The organism is Lacrimispora brassicae, from assembly GCF_054772055.1.
The window spans coordinates 301,985-317,470 of the sequence record NZ_BRYH01000003.1 but is presented as its reverse complement, the minus strand read 5'-3'; the positions used below and the strand labels follow the sequence as shown (position 1 = coordinate 317,470).

Genomic DNA, 15,486 nt, shown 5'->3' with positions numbered 1-15,486 from the left:
GGACATCTGCCTTTTATCCATGATATTCAGTGGAGAAAAATCAGTTAACAATTACCCATATAAATCACATCTTATCCAGATAATGTCTGAAATATTGATTCAAATACTGGGAAACAAGAGCTCTTATCTCTTCTTTTCCTCCATATCTCACGGCTTCCAGAAACTCTTCCTCCTCGATCAGCCGCTCGCTTAACACCCCAAGGATCTCGCTGTTTTCTGCCCCATGGTCATCTTTTGGCACCAGCATGACCAGGACCACACATACCCCCTTAAAATAAGGGTCTCTAAAAACCGCTCCGTCTTTTGTCTGGCAGACCGAAAACACCGGCTTTACCACACCTTCGGTCCTGGCATGAAGCAGGGCAAAGCTGAAATCGGGGAATATCTGGCTGCACAGCCGTTCTCTCCTCATTAAATCCTCTTGGATCATGCTCTGCCGGTCTGCGTAGGAAGCCAATTTTTCGCTGACGGCAATCAACAGTTCCTCAAAGGTGATCCCATTGTCAACCCGCTGGTATTCCATGAATCTTATGACATTTTTGATCTGAACAGCCATGAAATTCACCTGATCCAACTGAATGGTAAACTCCTGGTTATCCTGCTTTTTAGGCATATATTCACACTGGCGCACCTTTCCAGAAATCCGTTCCATCTCTTCAGCGGAAAGCATGGGGCTTACAAACAGGATATCCGCCTCCTCTTTAAGGGGCACTGTGGATACAAAGAAATCCGTCTTGCTCAGCACATAGGGAGATAAGTCCGTCATTCCATAAACAGACAGGTCCACCCTGTCGGAAAAATCCCTGGCTATTTTAGAAGACATGAGCCGGGAAATCCCGATCCCGCTGGCACAGACAATCCCTATATTTACCTTTCTCCGGCTTTCCTTCCTGCTTTCCATCCGGACCTCTGCCGCACCGAAGTGGACGGCAAGAAACCCGATCTCCGGCTCCGGCACCTCATACCCATACCGCCTTTCGATCACCCTGGCAACGGTCCTGCACCGTTCAAATATGGCCGGATAATCCTGCTTGATCTGCTCCAGCAAAGGGTTCTGGATCTTCATCCCATTGGCAAGGCGGACCAGAGTAGGCTTTAAATGGGCGATCAGACCCTGGATCACAAATTCCTCATCCTGCTTCAGCAGATAGGCAATGCCGTCGTTATAGCAGTCGATCATTTCATTGACCACCTCCCACAGCTCTCTGGATTCCTCAATTTCACTTCTTGACTTCTCGTCAATATTCAACTGCTGGATCTTAGAGCCTTTGATGTGAAGGCAGATATAGGCGCACTCAATTTCAGGAATCTGAATCTGAAATTCTTCTTCCAGAGATTTGGTGATAGTTTCCGCCAGGTCATAATCCTGGTCTTTCTGCAGAAAATCCGCCATAAGAGGGTTTTCTTCAATGATCTCCTGCCTGCGGATCCGGTTTACGGCAATCGCCACATGGATCACCAGCCCAAGGTAGGAATCCTGGGTCAGGTTAAGTATGCGCTTATCCCGTATCCTTAAAATGCAGGCTGTTACCCGTTTTACAATATCGTCATCCAGGATTCTGTAAATGTTCCTCTCACTTTTATTCTGAATCACATTTAACACGGACTGGTTCCGGTCTTCATACATCCCCTGTATGATCTCCGTATGGATATTTTCATCAATAAACACCCGCAGGGCCCGGCGGAAATCACGTTCACTGCCCTCAATGAACACGCCGTACCCGGGCTTTCTCTTTATCTCCAGATGACACTTGTAAAACCACTCCTTTACCGCCTCCAGATCCGAGCTGACGGTGGCCTCGCTGACTCCGAATAAGTCACTGTAATAATACAGCTTTTTCAGTGTCTTATCCTTGAGAATTTCCAGAATCAGTCGCTTCTGGCGTTCGATGCGGTCAGAAACATCAAGGGCATCATCAGCTTCCAGCTCAGCCTTTAAGGCTTCCATCTGAGCCCTGTCTCCCTCCAGCCAGATACCGGTCCCTGTCTTGGAGCAAAAGGTCAGCCCGTATTTCTTCAATGTCCTGGGAATGTATTCCAGCTCCCTTTGTACCGTTCTTTTGCTGATATGGATCTGATCTGCAAGCTGCTTCACAGGAACAGGCCCATTCTCTTCCAGAAGAGCCAGAACGATCTGCTGCATCCTGGGCGTAAAATCATTACCTGCCATCTCCTCCACCTCCCATTAACCAGTTCAGGAGTTCCTTATAGCCAGACATATCCGTCAGATTATCCACAGTAAAGCATGGGATATGAATTCCCGACAGAAAACGGGCAAAATCCTTCTGACAGACAACGGCATCTGCATCCGCCGGAATCCGGTCAGCCGACACATGGAATACTTCCACGCCTGTCAGGCCTTCCAGCCTCAGTTTTTTCTTAAACAGGGCACTGGCCATGGCACTGGAGCCCATTCCCACATCACAGACAAAATATATTCTGGCATGTTCCATTCTCTTCATCGGCATCTTTTCATCTTTCTGTTCATTTCCTTTTTCAATCGCTGCTTTCCCCTTTTTCCCCGACATGATCAGGCAGGATAAGAGGCAGGTCACCACAGCGGAAACAAGGATTCCCATAGCAATGCCCAGCCAATGCTTTTTGTCCGCCATAATCAGTATGGTGATAATGCTTCCGGGAGACGCCGGCCCCAGAAGCCCGCTGTCTGTCATCATGAAACAGTAATTTCCTGCAATACTGCCGGCTATGGCAGCAGCCAATAATCGGATGTCTGACAGCACATAGGGAAAATAAACCTCATGGATGCCGCCTAAGGACTGAATAATAAGGCTGGAAACCATTTGTTTTCTCATGTTCCGGTAAACCAGGGCATGAGCAAGAAGGATCCCAAATCCCGGCCCCGGATTGGTCTCCAGGAGAAACAAAATGGAACTCCCTTGGGTTTTCAGTTGTTCCAGCCCCAGAGGCAGAAAAAACCCGTGATTGATCCAGTTATTAAAAAAAATAATTTTTAACGGCTCTACCACAAAACTGATAAAAGGAATGATTCCCTTTTCTATCATAAATGACAGGCCATTTCCCAAAAAGCCCAGCAGCCATTCTGCCACCGGTATCAGCAGGAAGTAAGCTGCTGCTCCTGCCAGCAGCCCCAGCCCTGCTATGTATAGGTTGCTGAAAAGCATCTCAAACCCGGCAGGAATCCGGTGTTTGATCCGGTCCAGCCCTTTCCGGCAGAGAAAACCGGCGATGCTGCCAGCTATGGCAGACAGGATCATGGCAGAAGCAGGTTCTGTCATAACAACAGCAGAAGCGGCAAGGGTGCCGGCTAAACCGCCGACATCCCCGCCGCACACTGTGCCTGCTTTATATCCCATAAACACAGGAATCACCAGAAAAGATAAAATATTGGACATTTCATACAGGTGCCGGTTCTGGAATATTCCCGCTGAAAAGACTGACAGCAGCCCTGCTGTCACAAACAAAGGTATGCACTCAGCAATCACCCTGCTATAATACTTCAGTACTCTCCCCGCTACTTTCATCTATGTAATTCCCCTTTTGAATCCGTTATACATAAGTTATAAATGGTGTATTTTAGATCCGCAGTGGAGGTGGTAAAACCGTAGGTTTTACCACCTCACGGGCATTCGTCCTATGAAATAAGACAGGGATAAAATTTCTTATGTGCAAGCACAACGAAATTTTATCCCTGTCTTATTTCGCACTGCTCATTGCTTTCGTGTACATTATACCATGGTTTGCAATCGGATACCAGAAAGGCTGTTCTTTTTCTATAAATTTATTTCATTGCTTTTTAACGATTCTACCAACTGGTCATATTCCGGAGCTGCCAGAAAATTGGTGATCAAAACCAGTTGTGCCTCTGAATTGCTGTGAGCCGCACGTTCCCTCAATTCTTTATGAGTCACCACAATCTGGGCATCCTGGGGAATTGAGGACACTGGTGCGTGAGCCACCTCAATATCTCCGAATCCTGCTGCTGCCAGCTTCTTTTTCAATACCGTGGCGCCCATAGCGCTGGAACCCATACCTGCATCACAGGCAAATACGATTTTTTTAACATTTCCCCCAGAAACTGCTTTCTTTTCCACTGTATAATTTCCCTTGGACTCCTGCTTCATCTGCTTAACCTTATCTTTAGATTCATCCAGATCTCCGCTTTTTCCTGCAAACCGCAGCAGAGGAAGAGCCACAAGGAAGGAAACCGCAGCAGCTACCACAACACCTGCCAGCACGCCAAAGTATCCGCCTCTTGGTGTCATTGCAAGTACGGCCAGGATGCTTCCAGGAGATGCCGGTGAGGTCAATCCCACACCAAGGAGCTGGAATACAAAAATTCCGCTGGCTCCGCCTGATATAACCGCCAGAAGTAAAAGAGGATTCATCAGGATATATGGGAAGTAAATCTCATGGATTCCGCCAAAAAAGTGAATGATAATGGCGCCAGGTGCCGAACTCTTGGCAGATCCCTTACCTGCAAGGCAGTAAGCCAGTAAAACGCCCAGCCCAGGTCCCGGGTTTGCTTCCAGAAGAAAGAAAATGGATTTTCCGATTTCCTCTACCTGCTGGATTCCCATAGGTGAAAGGATTCCATGGTTGATCGCATTGTTTAAGAACAAAATCTTGGCAGGTTCAATAAAGATACTTGCCAGAGGAAGCAGCTTATTGTCCACAAAGAATCCGACGCCTGCCTCCATTACCCGGTTCATTACCTCAACGAAAGGCACAACTCCCTTCAGTGCGATAACTGTCAGGATCGCACCGATGATGCCCATGGAAAAGTTATTTACCAGCATCTCAAATCCGGCAGGGATCTTGCTCTCCACCTTGCGGTCAAACTGCTTAATCACCCAGGCGCTGACAGGTCCTACGATCATCGCACCGATAAACATAGGAACACTGGAACCTACGATCACGCCCATGGCTGTAATCGCACCGATCACGCCGCCCCGCTGACCGTAAACTGCCGTACCGCCTGTATAGGCGATCAAAAGCGGCAGCAGCATACTGGCCATAGGAGAGACCAGGGCACCCAGGGTTTCATTGGGGTACCAGCCCGTGGGAATAAACAATGCCGTAATCAGTCCCCATGCAATAAATGCACCGATGTTCGGCATTACCATACCGCTTAAAAAGCGGCCAAATACTTGTACCTTCTCTTTCATATTACATACCCTCACTTCATTATATAGTATTTACTCTGTGATCCGTGGAAGGTATGATTGGCCAATCAATTCCTTTTCATAGCCTTATTATAATCAATGACAGCTTCAGATTTCAACACGAAGAAACGGGGATTTGGCGCTAGTTTTAGTGCCAAACATTAAAGACCATAAGGCCTTTGCCCCATCCCTTCATGAAATTCACGTATAACCTGTTTCAAAGCCTTGTCCATGAGGATCCGTCTCATAAAAATCAGTCTTATAGGAATTGGCCTTATAGGAATCAGCCTTATAGAAATCAGCCGTATAAGAATCAATCTAATGGAGGGAAGTGGGAGAAATGATGCTTTAAGAAAGTACAGACCATAGGGGCTGGAAGTTTATCTGACTTTATCCATATACATATAGAAAAGGATGCCCCTCATCAGCTATGGATCAACTGATTTTGCGGCATCCTTCTCATATGTTAGATATTATAAATATTCTTTTAAAAGGGACACTTTATCAAGCTTTTCCCAGGGCACGTCTAAATCATTTCTTCCAAAATGACCGTAAGCCGCAGTCTGTCTGTAGATGGGGCGGCGTAAATCCAGCATCTTGATGATTCCGGCCGGACGAAGGTCAAAATTCTGGCGTATGATGTCCACAAGCTTTTCATTGCTCAGTTTTCCGGTTCCAAAGGTATCCACCATGATGGAAGTGGGGTGAGCCACGCCGATGGCATAGGAAAGCTGAATCTCGCACTTGTCGGCCAGACCTGCTGCCACCATGTTCTTTGCAACGTAGCGGGCAGCATAAGCAGCGGAACGGTCCACCTTGGTACAGTCCTTGCCTGAAAATGCGCCGCCGCCATGACGGGCATAGCCGCCATAGGTGTCTACGATGATTTTACGGCCGGTTAAGCCGCTGTCTCCGTGAGGGCCTCCGATAACAAAGCGCCCGGTGGGGTTAATGTAGAATCTGGTATTATCATCCACCAGCTCTGCCGGCAGAACTTCGTCAAATACATATTTTTTAATGTCTGCATGAATCTGTTCCTGGCTCACGTTCTCGTCATGCTGAGTGGATAAAACCACGGCATCCAGACGGAGAGGTTTGCCGTCTTCATCGTATTCCACTGTTACCTGGGTCTTTCCGTCGGGACGGAGATAAGTCAGTGTTCCATCCTTGCGGACCTTTGTAAGCTTAAGAGCCAGCTTGTGGGCAAGAGCGATGGGGTATGGCATGTACTCTTCCGTTTCGTTACTGGCAAAGCCAAACATCATTCCCTGATCCCCTGCTCCGATGGCATCGATCTCTTCGTCAGACATTTTGTGTTCCTTTGCTTCCAGTGCACGGTCAACGCCTAAGGCAATGTCCGGCGACTGCTCATCCAGGGCTACCACAACGCCGCAGGTATCGCAGTCAAACCCGTATTTTGCACGGTCATAACCGATTTCCCTTACGGTCTCCCGTACCACTTTTTGAATGTCTACGTAGGCATGGGTGGTTATTTCCCCCATAACCATAACAAGACCTGTGGTACAGCAGGTTTCACAGGCCACACGGCTCATGGGATCCTGCTTTAACATCTCATCCAGAATCGCATCGGAAATCTGGTCACACATTTTATCCGGATGTCCTTCTGTAACGGACTCGGAAGTAAATAATAATTTTTCCATGTTGTCATTTCCTCCTTCTTGCTACGCTCTTTGGGCAGAACCTACCCCGTTTCACCGGGTGTATAGGTACGTCCCCAGGGCGTTCCTCCTTGATATCACATGGGGGAATAACAAAAAGAAAAGTCCGCAGCAACGCGGACTTGATTCAACAATGTATCAAATCCTCTTATTGCTCGATTTCTCGCTCAGGTTGGCACCTTCCAGCCGCTCTTTATGGCGAAGCGCCATCATTTCCGGTCGGGGTTGCCGTGACTTCACAGATCCTTTGTATCTCCATCACTCTGAATAAGGGATATTACGTACTTTTCATTTGTTATTCAATTGTATGCAGCATTCACTGCATTTATATTTTATCGTATTTAAAAACAACTGTCAAGGAAATTCTGGCCTTTACAGCAATGAATAAAGTTCTTGCAAAAACCGGTACCCTATTGTATAATGACGCTATTCTTTTTATTTTCGCCATATGAAATCTGCGGAATGCGCACAGCGCAGACCGTGGGTGGATGGCACTCTGGAGACGCCTGCAATCATGCAGGGGCCGAAGGGGCAAGCGCTTAGGCGCGAAACTCTCAGGCAAAAGGACAGAGGCGATTTTTTCCCTTTCTTTTTGGAATATCGCATGATCTCTGTTTTTTTGTAAGTGGGAGTATATCCCACTTTTTTTGTACAAAAAATTATGAAGGAAGGGAAGTAGTAAACTAATGCAAATAATTGTTGAATTTTTTAACAAGCTGGACTCAGCGATATGGGGGATACCCATGATCGTACTGCTTTTTGGCACCCACCTGTTTATGACCGTGCGCACGGGCTTTGTACAGCGCAAAACCTTTACAGCCATTAAGCTGTCTGTAACAAAAGACCCTGATTCACCAGGTGAGGTCAGCCAGTTTCAGGCCCTGACTACTGCACTTGCCTCCACCATCGGTACGGGCAATATTGTAGGTGTAGGTACGGCGGTATTCTTAGGCGGTCCGGGGGCTGTCCTCTGGTGCTGGCTGACCGGTGTATTCGGCATTGCTACCAAATATGCAGAATCCCTGATTGCGGTCAAATACCGTGTGCAGACCAGAGACGGCCGTATGCAGGGCGGTGCCATGTATGTACTGGAACGGGCACTGGGTCTGAAGTGGCTGGGAACACTCTTTGCCCTGTTTGCCATGTTTGCTTCCTTTGGCATTGGAAGCGGTACACAAATCAACGCCATTGCGGAGATCATTGAAAACAATGTACCTCTGCCCATCCCCCGCATTGTAATCGGTCTTGTCTTTGGCGGCATCACCGCTGTGGTCATTATCGGCGGCATCAAGTCCATTGCAACTGTGTGTGAAAAGCTTGTACCCTTTATGGCGTTTTTCTATGTGGCCGGCTGCCTGATCATTCTGGTTATCAACGCTGATTTCATCATTCCGGCACTTAAGGCGATTGTAACCCTGGCCTTCCAGCCCGGCGCAGTTGCAGGCGGTCTGGCTGGCCGCGGTATTATGCTTGCCATGCAGTACGGTATTGCCCGGGGCCTGTTTTCCAATGAGTCGGGTATGGGGTCTGCGCCGCTGGTGGCTTCGGCTGCACAGACTCGAAATCCCGTACGTCAGGCACTGGTGTCCTCAACCGGTACTTTCTGGGATACGGTCATTGTCTGCCTTATGACCGGTCTGGTTCTGGTTTCGACCATCATGAAAAACCCGGACATCAACATGGATATGATCCAAAACGGCGGTCAGATGACCACCGCCGCTTTCAGCCAGATCCCTGTCCTCGGCCCGGTGATTCTGGTAATCGGCATCATCACCTTTGCCTATTCCACCATACTTGGCTGGTCTTATTACGGGGAACGCTGCTGTGAGTACTTATTCGGCACTAAGGGTATGCTGCCCTACAAGATCATCTTCATTGCAATCGTCGTTATAGGCCCTGTGCTGTCCCTGGATTTAGTGTGGACAATTTCGGACATTCTCAACGCACTGATGGCGATTCCCAATCTCGTGGCTGTGCTGCTTCTGTCAGGTGTGGTGGCTAAGGACACCAAGTATTATTTAAATCATTTGGATGAAAGAGACGAAACACCCATTCCGGTTATAGATAAATAAAAGAATGCCTCAAAAAATGATATCATAGCATACCGCCATAAAGCAGGTATTACCAGACATCATTTTTTGAGGCATTTTCCATTTCATTAGCTAAAAGGATTTAAAACAGAATACATGGGGTGTTTTTTCCTGGCCCTCCGGGTAGAGCTTCCGGTAAATCTCCTGCCACAAAGTTCCTATTGCATCCTCACCTTCCCGTATATCTTCTACGATCAAACCGCCGTCCTTCATCAACAGCTCATACGCCTGATCAAATTCTCCAAGCTCCTTTAAGGCAATAATGTAGTAAAGCCTTATTCTGCCTTCCCCTGCGATGTTATCCGGAAGGCCTAAGTACAATTCTTTCATCTCACCGTATGCGCCACAATCATTTAACAGTTTAAATACATCTTTTGTATAAGACAGGCTATTACGGTATCGTTTCATGCCTTCTAATGCATAAGATACGGCACTCTGCTTATCCTTCTCTAACTTATAAACCGCGGCTAACCCCAGTTTTGCCCATGGATTTTCGGAGCAGTTATCTGAATTCAAGAAATTTTTCTTTGCTTTTGAAAAATCCCTGCAATAATAGGCATGAAAGCCAAGATGAAGCCAGGCATACCAATTATGGGAATCTTTTTCCTTAACGTAATCACTTAATCTCTGGTAAAGATAATTGTCCAGAAAATAATCTTCCGGCGCCTGCATCGGATCGGGGGAAGAAAATTTTCCCCTCTGTAAGAAGTCTTCCCATTCCTTTTGCCTGGTATCAGGACTGCTAAAATCCAGTTGGGGGGCAAGAGGAGGAAGATGGCGTTCTTCCCGCAGCCGGTTTTCTAATTTACCATATCCGCTTCCTCTATGGATAACGGTTCCTTCTGTTTTTGCCAATTGACGGGTCTTCAAAAGTTTCTCTTCCAGAGTATTAAATTCAGCCAGCTCACTTATACAAGAGCAAACCGCTTTCTGTGCTGATGGGAAATCCTGCAGAGCATCCTTTGATATCTGTACCGGGCCATATTGCTCAATCCATTCCCAGGCAGTATTGGGGGCCATAGGAATACAGCCGTATTGGGTTTTGCCAAGACCAGCCTGAATCTCCACATATCTTCCTGCCTCTTTTGTCAGGAATTCCTGCCACCGGTCAGACCCCTCGCTCTTCCCCCAGCAGAAAAGCTTGCGCCCTCGAAGGCGGTTTGTGGACATCTGGAGCAATCCATAACCCTCTTGATTTACATTTGCAATGAATTTTAATTCTTTCTCCGGAATATCAAAAAAATAATCTACCTGAGTCTCAATGTTACCATAGTCTGTCACATCAGTGTCCCGGACGTAAGGTATGGATACCTTCTCTATTGTGCCGCCGGTATTTGTATATGCCTCCTTTGCAGGGACAATCACTCTCCCGCCCGGATACTCCGGAACTGCCATATTGCTCCACCAGTACATGGGAACAACCTGTTCATTCTGGTTATGGATGCGCATTCTGCAGTTTAAGTATCTGCTCTCTTGATCAAGCCAGAAATCAATCTGATATGTTACTTTTCGAATCCGTTCAAACTCATAGAACCGTAAAACAGGTGTGATCCCATCCTCCAGGCTCAGTTTGGCGGTGAATACCTGGGACATGGTGAAAGGATGATGTCCGATCATTCCAATATTCCATTCCACACCTCCGCTGAACCAGGCATTTCGCAGCGCAAGATTGCTTGGGCGTATGACATCATTGGTATATAATAAGTTTGTTCCAGTCTCCTTGTCAATTAAACTCCAGAGCCTTCCGCCATAGGTTGGAAGAAAGGTCGCCTTCAGATAGTCATTTTCAAGGATGGCAACAGAAACCTCCTCCGGTTTTAGTTTACGGTTATAAGTATTTTGCAGGCGGTATGGATAAACACTTTGAAGCTGGCCATAGCCTTCATAGATTTCTTCATATTCATTGAGTATAGAATTCACTTTATTTTGTATGTTGAGTTCTCCCAAAATATCCGGCAATACGGAATCCGGCCCTAAATCGCTGACTTCCATGCTGATTTCTGAAAATGTTAATTGCGGTTCCATTCCAATCCCCCTCTGGCGGCTTAATGTTTCCTTTATAATCTATACTTTGTATGGCATCCTCTATTTTAAAGTAACTTCCTTCCCTGTCATTCCTTATCCCCCCTAATGAATTTCAAATGATACCGGCTTACCCTTTGACCCCGCCTCCGGTAATACCGGCAATGATCTTCTCCGACAAAAAGATATAAAGGATAAAGGTAGGAAGAAATACAATGATAACGGAAGCAAACATCCCTGACCAGTCTCCCGTATATTTCATGGAGTTGATCATGGAATACAGTCCCACCGCAACCGGCCGCACCCTGTCGGAGTTGGCAAAAATCAGGGAAATGAAATACTCATTCCATATATTGATAAAGTTGAAAATAGTTACCGTTATGATTCCGGACTGGGCCATGGGAAACATGATCAGCCAGAAAGCCTTCATGGGAGGACAGCCGTCAATGGCTGCCGCTTCCTCGTAAGCCCTGGAAATATTGGCAAAAAATGTGAGGAGAAAAATCGTTGTATAAGGAACATTGATCCCCACGTAAAGGAAGATCAGCACCGCCTTGTTTGCAACATAGTTGTTTAACACGTTCATTCCGGCGATCAGGCTGAACAGGGGAAGAACGATCATTACCACAGGCACTCCCATGGCGGATACAAGACTGGTCTGGATCGTTTTATTCCCTGCAAATTTAAAACGGGACAGCACGTAGGCGGCAGGTGCGCAGATCAGAACCAGAAGCGTACAGGAAACAACGGAATACATCAGGGAATTAAAGAAAATGGTGGACACATTGGAATTGGTCCATGCCTTTACATAGTTTTCAAAATGGATCCCCTGGGATAAGATACGGCCTGAAAAAATGGCCTTTGTGGTAGAAAAGCTGGCGGCTACAACCCAGCCCAGCAGTACAAGTGTAAATAAAATCCAGACAGTCAGGAGCAGATATCCCGGAAAAAGCCTAAGCTCTCTTTTCCAGTTAAATGGCTCCATAGATTTTCCCTTTTTAGCCATAAGTTTCCCTCCTTAGAATTCCAGATCATCATCTTTTATGAGTTTATTGCATATCAGGAATACCGCTACCACACAAATGCTTAACAGAACGCCGATTGCTGCTCCCAGGCCTGCATTCCGTTCCGTCATGCTGTTGCCCGCTCCAAAGATCATCATGTACATGTAAACCATGGGGGTAATGGTCTGGGTATCCGCCGTAACCGTTGAGAACAACTGGGACCAGACAAAAAAGCCTACTGAGGTGACGCTCCACATGGTGATATTGGTCTTAAACACCCCTTTTAGCAGGGGAACGGTAATGTAGCGGAACTGGTTTATCTTATTTGCCCCATCCAGAGTGGCTGCCTCATAGTAGTCCTCTCCGATCCGTTCGATTCCGCTTGCAAATATCAGCATGTGGTATCCTACCATACCAAAGCAGTAAGCAATGAGAAGGGCCATGAATTTGTGATCGTTATCAAGCCATTGGACCTTAGACAAATACGTAAGACCCAAGGATGAAAATACATCTTTAAGGAGACCGAACTTAGGACTGTATACATACTGGAGCCACATGGTGGCAAGGGCCACTGCACTGACTACGTTGGGAAGATATATCATAGCCCTGAAAAAGCTTTTAAAGCGTATCCCGCTGGTGATGATAACCGCAAATAAAAGAGCCAGGGACATGACGATCAATCCGCCGATCAGCCAGATGCGGAACAGATTCCACATGGATATGCGGAATAGGCTGGTTCCCGCAAGCTTGCTGTAATTGGCAAGTCCTGTAAACTGCCATTTGGCCATAGAATCCGTGATTCCTTCGATTTTAAAGAAGCTCATTAAAATCGTCCTGACAATGGGATAAAGGAATACAAGGACAAACATTAGGATCGCCGGTGTTAGAAATACGGCAATCATGGTCTTATTCTTCTTCACGTTAAATACCTCCCCCGGCTTTCCTTAATCGCATGGTGACACCGCCAAGGCGGTGTCACCTTATAGAATCTTACTGATCCGGATTATTTGCCTGCTGCCTTAAGAGCGTCTACGAATTCTGCTGCCGTAGTGGAACCGCCGCAAAGCTTCATAAAGTTCTCCTTGATAATTGGTGTTAAGTCTGCATTGGCTTCCGCTCCGGCTGCCCATGGATACCGTACGGTAAGGCTTTCCATTACAGGCTTCACGCTGGCAAGCTGTGCCGGCCATTCTGCATTTCTGGAATCTGCCGGGATGCCCATTGACATTTCGGACATCTTCTTGTCAAATTCCCCCTGGGTAATGTACTGGATCAGCTTAAATGCATTTTCTGCATTTTGGGAATTCTTATTGATAGCTAAAACCTGAGCGCCGAAGTTGGCAGCATTGGTTCCATCCTTTCCGCCATCCAGTGCAGGGTAACTGAAGCAGCCCCACTTAAAGTCTTCTCCTGCCATATCCTTTACTTCGTTTGGAAGCCAGGAACCGTTTAAATACATGGCGGCTGTTCCCATGGCGAGCTCCTGGTTCTGTCCTGCAGGCCATACGTTAGAAGCGATGGTCTCAGAAAAATATCCCTTCTTTGCAAAGTCCTCATAAGCCTGAGCCGTCTTAAGGACTGCGGGGTCATCCCATTTGCCTTCTTTTACAATGGCTTCCGTTCCCGGTTCGCCTAAAAGTCTGGCCATGTGATAGCCAAACATGGCTGTAATATAAGCGTCATCACAGGTAATAGGGGTATAACCTGCATCCTTGATCTTCTGGCATGCTGCATCCAGCTCTTCCCAGGTCTTTGGCACTTCCTTGATTCCTGCTTCATCAAAAATGGACTGGTTATAGAAAAATGCAAATACATTGGGCTGGTAAGGAATGGATTTTAATGTGCCCTTTCCCACTTCCCTGCAGGCCGCCATTAAGCCTGCATTGGCATTGGCTTCATAGTCCCCAGCCTTTGCCAGTTCTTCCAGATCCATGAGATACTGGCCCCATGTAGTATTCACACGGTCAATATCCTCGTCAAACAAGTCAATGTTGGTTCCTGCATCCAAAGCAGGCTGCAAGCCTTCCCTGATACCTGTACGTCCCTTGAACTGAATATCCACCTTGACTCCTGTATCTGCAGTAAATTTTTCAACAGCCAACTGAATTGCCTGGCCCTGAGGCTCCGTTGCCTCCCACATGGTCCAGTAGAGGAGCCCATCTCCGCCACCTGCAGTTGTTTCCTTGGGTGCCTCAGTCGAAGCCCCGGCAGCCGTTGTGGCTGCTGTAGTAGCTGTGGAATTTCCTCCTGCGCATCCTGCCAGAAGGCCGGCAGCCATAGCCGCACTCAGCATCATACCCATAAATCTTTTTTTCATAATTTTACCTCCCTCTGTGATCCAACTTATCTGTTGGATGTTCTTGGTGAGTCTATATTATTACACTTTTGGGCAAAATGCTTTGTACAAAAGGTTATCATTTTTAACATTTTAGTTTTTTATTATTTGCTTTTTTCATAATTAGAAGTTAAAATACAGATAACTTCTATGCTATTTGCACAACATCATTTTGTGAACAGGCGGCATTTGACATATAGAAACAGGGGGAACGTATGAAATATAAGTATACAGAACTGAGAGAAGAGCTGATCATACACCGGATCATCAGCATCCATTATTTTGAATACATGAGTGACTTCACCTTTGCAGGGGAATCCCATAACTTTTGGGAATTGCTTTGTGTGGATAAGGGAGAGGTGGACGTGGTGGCCGATCACGAACGGCTGACCCTTCACAAGGGAGAGGTGATTTTCCATCAGCCAAATGAATTCCACAGGGTCCTGGCCAATGGGGTCATCGCCCCTAACCTTGTTGTCATCGGGTTTGACTGCCAGTCACCCCATATGGCTTTTTTCAAAGAGCAGATCCTGAAGGTGGGACAGGCGGAGCAGGAGCTACTGGCCCATATCATTGCAGAAGCACGCCTTTGTTTTGAGGGAAGGCTTGATAATCCTTATCAGGAGGTGCTGGTGAGAAAGGACCATGGGCCTTTTGCCGGAGAGCAGATGATAAAAACCTATCTGGAGCAGTTCCTGATACAAATGTACCGCCACTCTCTCCTTACCCGCCAGGCTCCGCCCCTTCATAAGAACACCCCTTCCGCAGAAGATATCTATGAAACCATCCTGCGTTATTTTGAAAAGAACATCTGCACCCAGCTTACCATTGACCAGATCAGCCGGGATAATTTAATCAGTACTTCCCAGCTAAAAAAGCTTTTTTACGAAAAGGGAAATACAGGCGTCATTGAATATTTTAACGGCATGAAAATAGATGCGGCCAAGCAGCTTATTCGGAACCGGCAGCTTAATTTTACCCAGATCGCCAATTACCTGGGTTATACCTCGGTCCACTATTTTTCCAGGCAATTCAAGCATCTGACCGGAATGACTCCTTCTGAGTATGCAACCTCTATTAAAAAGCTGTCTGAAAAAAATGTGCTGCGGGATACAAGTCTTTAGGCTTTTGCATTGCATCTTATTTAAAAATGACCTGATTGTCAAAAATTAAACGATGTTCTATATAGAAAACCTATGACCCCTTTATTTT

The 15,486-nt window shown here is 46.7% G+C and carries 10 protein-coding genes and 2 riboswitches; of the genes, 2 read left to right on the top strand and 8 right to left on the bottom strand.

Features of this window, described 5'->3' with window-relative positions:
- Positions 1-64: 64 nt before the first annotated feature.
- The 4 genes from ACYVD3_RS02795 to metK form a co-directional block, all read right to left on the bottom strand.
- On the bottom strand, positions 65-2,170 hold the full coding sequence (locus tag ACYVD3_RS02795) for a BglG family transcription antiterminator (protein WP_460640982.1): 2,106 nt from the start codon (positions 2,168-2,170) through the stop codon (positions 65-67).
- Positions 2,160-3,503 (bottom strand): protein-N(pi)-phosphohistidine--sugar phosphotransferase, encoded by a 1,344-nt coding sequence (locus tag ACYVD3_RS02790; protein ID WP_460640981.1) that lies wholly within the window; start codon positions 3,501-3,503, stop codon positions 2,160-2,162. Before ACYVD3_RS02790 ends, ACYVD3_RS02795 begins: the two co-directional genes overlap by 11 nt.
- Before the next feature lie 249 nt (positions 3,504-3,752).
- Entirely contained in the window at positions 3,753-5,147 is a 1,395-nt protein-coding gene (locus ACYVD3_RS02785; protein ID WP_460640980.1) for a PTS mannitol transporter subunit IICB, read from the bottom strand.
- A 470-nt stretch (positions 5,148-5,617) separates the two neighbouring features.
- Positions 5,618-6,805 (bottom strand): methionine adenosyltransferase, encoded by a 1,188-nt coding sequence (gene metK, locus ACYVD3_RS02780; protein WP_460640979.1) that lies wholly within the window; start codon positions 6,803-6,805, stop codon positions 5,618-5,620.
- 163 nt (positions 6,806-6,968) lie between these two features.
- Positions 6,969-7,097, bottom strand: a riboswitch (SAM riboswitch).
- A gap of 212 nt (positions 7,098-7,309) precedes the next feature.
- Positions 7,310-7,402: riboswitch (glycine riboswitch) on the top strand.
- 107 nt (positions 7,403-7,509) lie between these two features.
- Between metK and ACYVD3_RS02775 the strand changes: the two genes are divergently transcribed.
- Positions 7,510-8,895 carry an alanine/glycine:cation symporter family protein gene (locus tag ACYVD3_RS02775; RefSeq protein ID WP_460640978.1) on the top strand — a complete coding sequence of 462 codons (1,386 nt, stop codon included), beginning with the start codon at positions 7,510-7,512 and terminating at the stop codon, positions 8,893-8,895.
- A gap of 90 nt (positions 8,896-8,985) precedes the next feature.
- Here ACYVD3_RS02775 and ACYVD3_RS02770 read toward each other — a convergent pair whose 3' ends face one another.
- From ACYVD3_RS02770 to ACYVD3_RS02755, 4 genes are all read right to left on the bottom strand, one after another.
- Positions 8,986-10,938, bottom strand: coding sequence for a DUF5107 domain-containing protein (locus ACYVD3_RS02770; RefSeq protein WP_460640977.1), 1,953 nt, complete (start codon positions 10,936-10,938; stop codon positions 8,986-8,988).
- A 127-nt stretch (positions 10,939-11,065) separates the two neighbouring features.
- Entirely contained in the window at positions 11,066-11,941 is an 876-nt protein-coding gene (locus ACYVD3_RS02765) for a carbohydrate ABC transporter permease (RefSeq protein ID WP_460640976.1), read from the bottom strand.
- Positions 11,942-11,953: 12 nt separating this feature from the next.
- Entirely contained in the window at positions 11,954-12,859 is a 906-nt protein-coding gene (locus tag ACYVD3_RS02760; protein ID WP_460640975.1) for a carbohydrate ABC transporter permease, read from the bottom strand.
- Positions 12,860-12,942: 83 nt separating this feature from the next.
- Positions 12,943-14,256, bottom strand: a complete 1,314-nt coding sequence (locus tag ACYVD3_RS02755; RefSeq protein WP_460640974.1) for an ABC transporter substrate-binding protein — start codon at positions 14,254-14,256, stop codon at positions 12,943-12,945.
- Between the two features lie 233 nt (positions 14,257-14,489).
- Between ACYVD3_RS02755 and ACYVD3_RS02750 the strand changes: the two genes are divergently transcribed.
- Positions 14,490-15,398, top strand: a complete 909-nt coding sequence (locus tag ACYVD3_RS02750; RefSeq protein WP_460640973.1) for an AraC family transcriptional regulator — start codon at positions 14,490-14,492, stop codon at positions 15,396-15,398.
- Positions 15,399-15,486 lie beyond the last annotated feature (88 nt).

What these genes read in the sequence shown, in the direction of transcription:
- ACYVD3_RS02795 (WP_460640982.1), bottom strand. Translation starts at nt 2,170, where the DNA reads ATGGCAGGTAATGATTTTACGCCCAGGATGCAGCAGATCGTTCTGGCT.
- ACYVD3_RS02790 (WP_460640981.1), bottom strand. Translation starts at nt 3,503, where the DNA reads ATGAAAGTAGCGGGGAGAGTACTGAAGTATTATAGCAGGGTGATTGCT.
- ACYVD3_RS02785 (WP_460640980.1), bottom strand. Translation starts at nt 5,147, where the DNA reads ATGAAAGAGAAGGTACAAGTATTTGGCCGCTTTTTAAGCGGTATGGTA.
- metK (WP_460640979.1), bottom strand. Translation starts at nt 6,805, where the DNA reads ATGGAAAAATTATTATTTACTTCCGAGTCCGTTACAGAAGGACATCCG.
- ACYVD3_RS02775 (WP_460640978.1), top strand. Translation starts at nt 7,510, where the DNA reads ATGCAAATAATTGTTGAATTTTTTAACAAGCTGGACTCAGCGATATGG.
- ACYVD3_RS02770 (WP_460640977.1), bottom strand. Translation starts at nt 10,938, where the DNA reads ATGGAACCGCAATTAACATTTTCAGAAATCAGCATGGAAGTCAGCGAT.
- ACYVD3_RS02765 (WP_460640976.1), bottom strand. Translation starts at nt 11,941, where the DNA reads ATGGCTAAAAAGGGAAAATCTATGGAGCCATTTAACTGGAAAAGAGAG.
- ACYVD3_RS02755 (WP_460640974.1), bottom strand. Translation starts at nt 14,256, where the DNA reads ATGAAAAAAAGATTTATGGGTATGATGCTGAGTGCGGCTATGGCTGCC.
- ACYVD3_RS02750 (WP_460640973.1), top strand. Translation starts at nt 14,490, where the DNA reads ATGAAATATAAGTATACAGAACTGAGAGAAGAGCTGATCATACACCGG.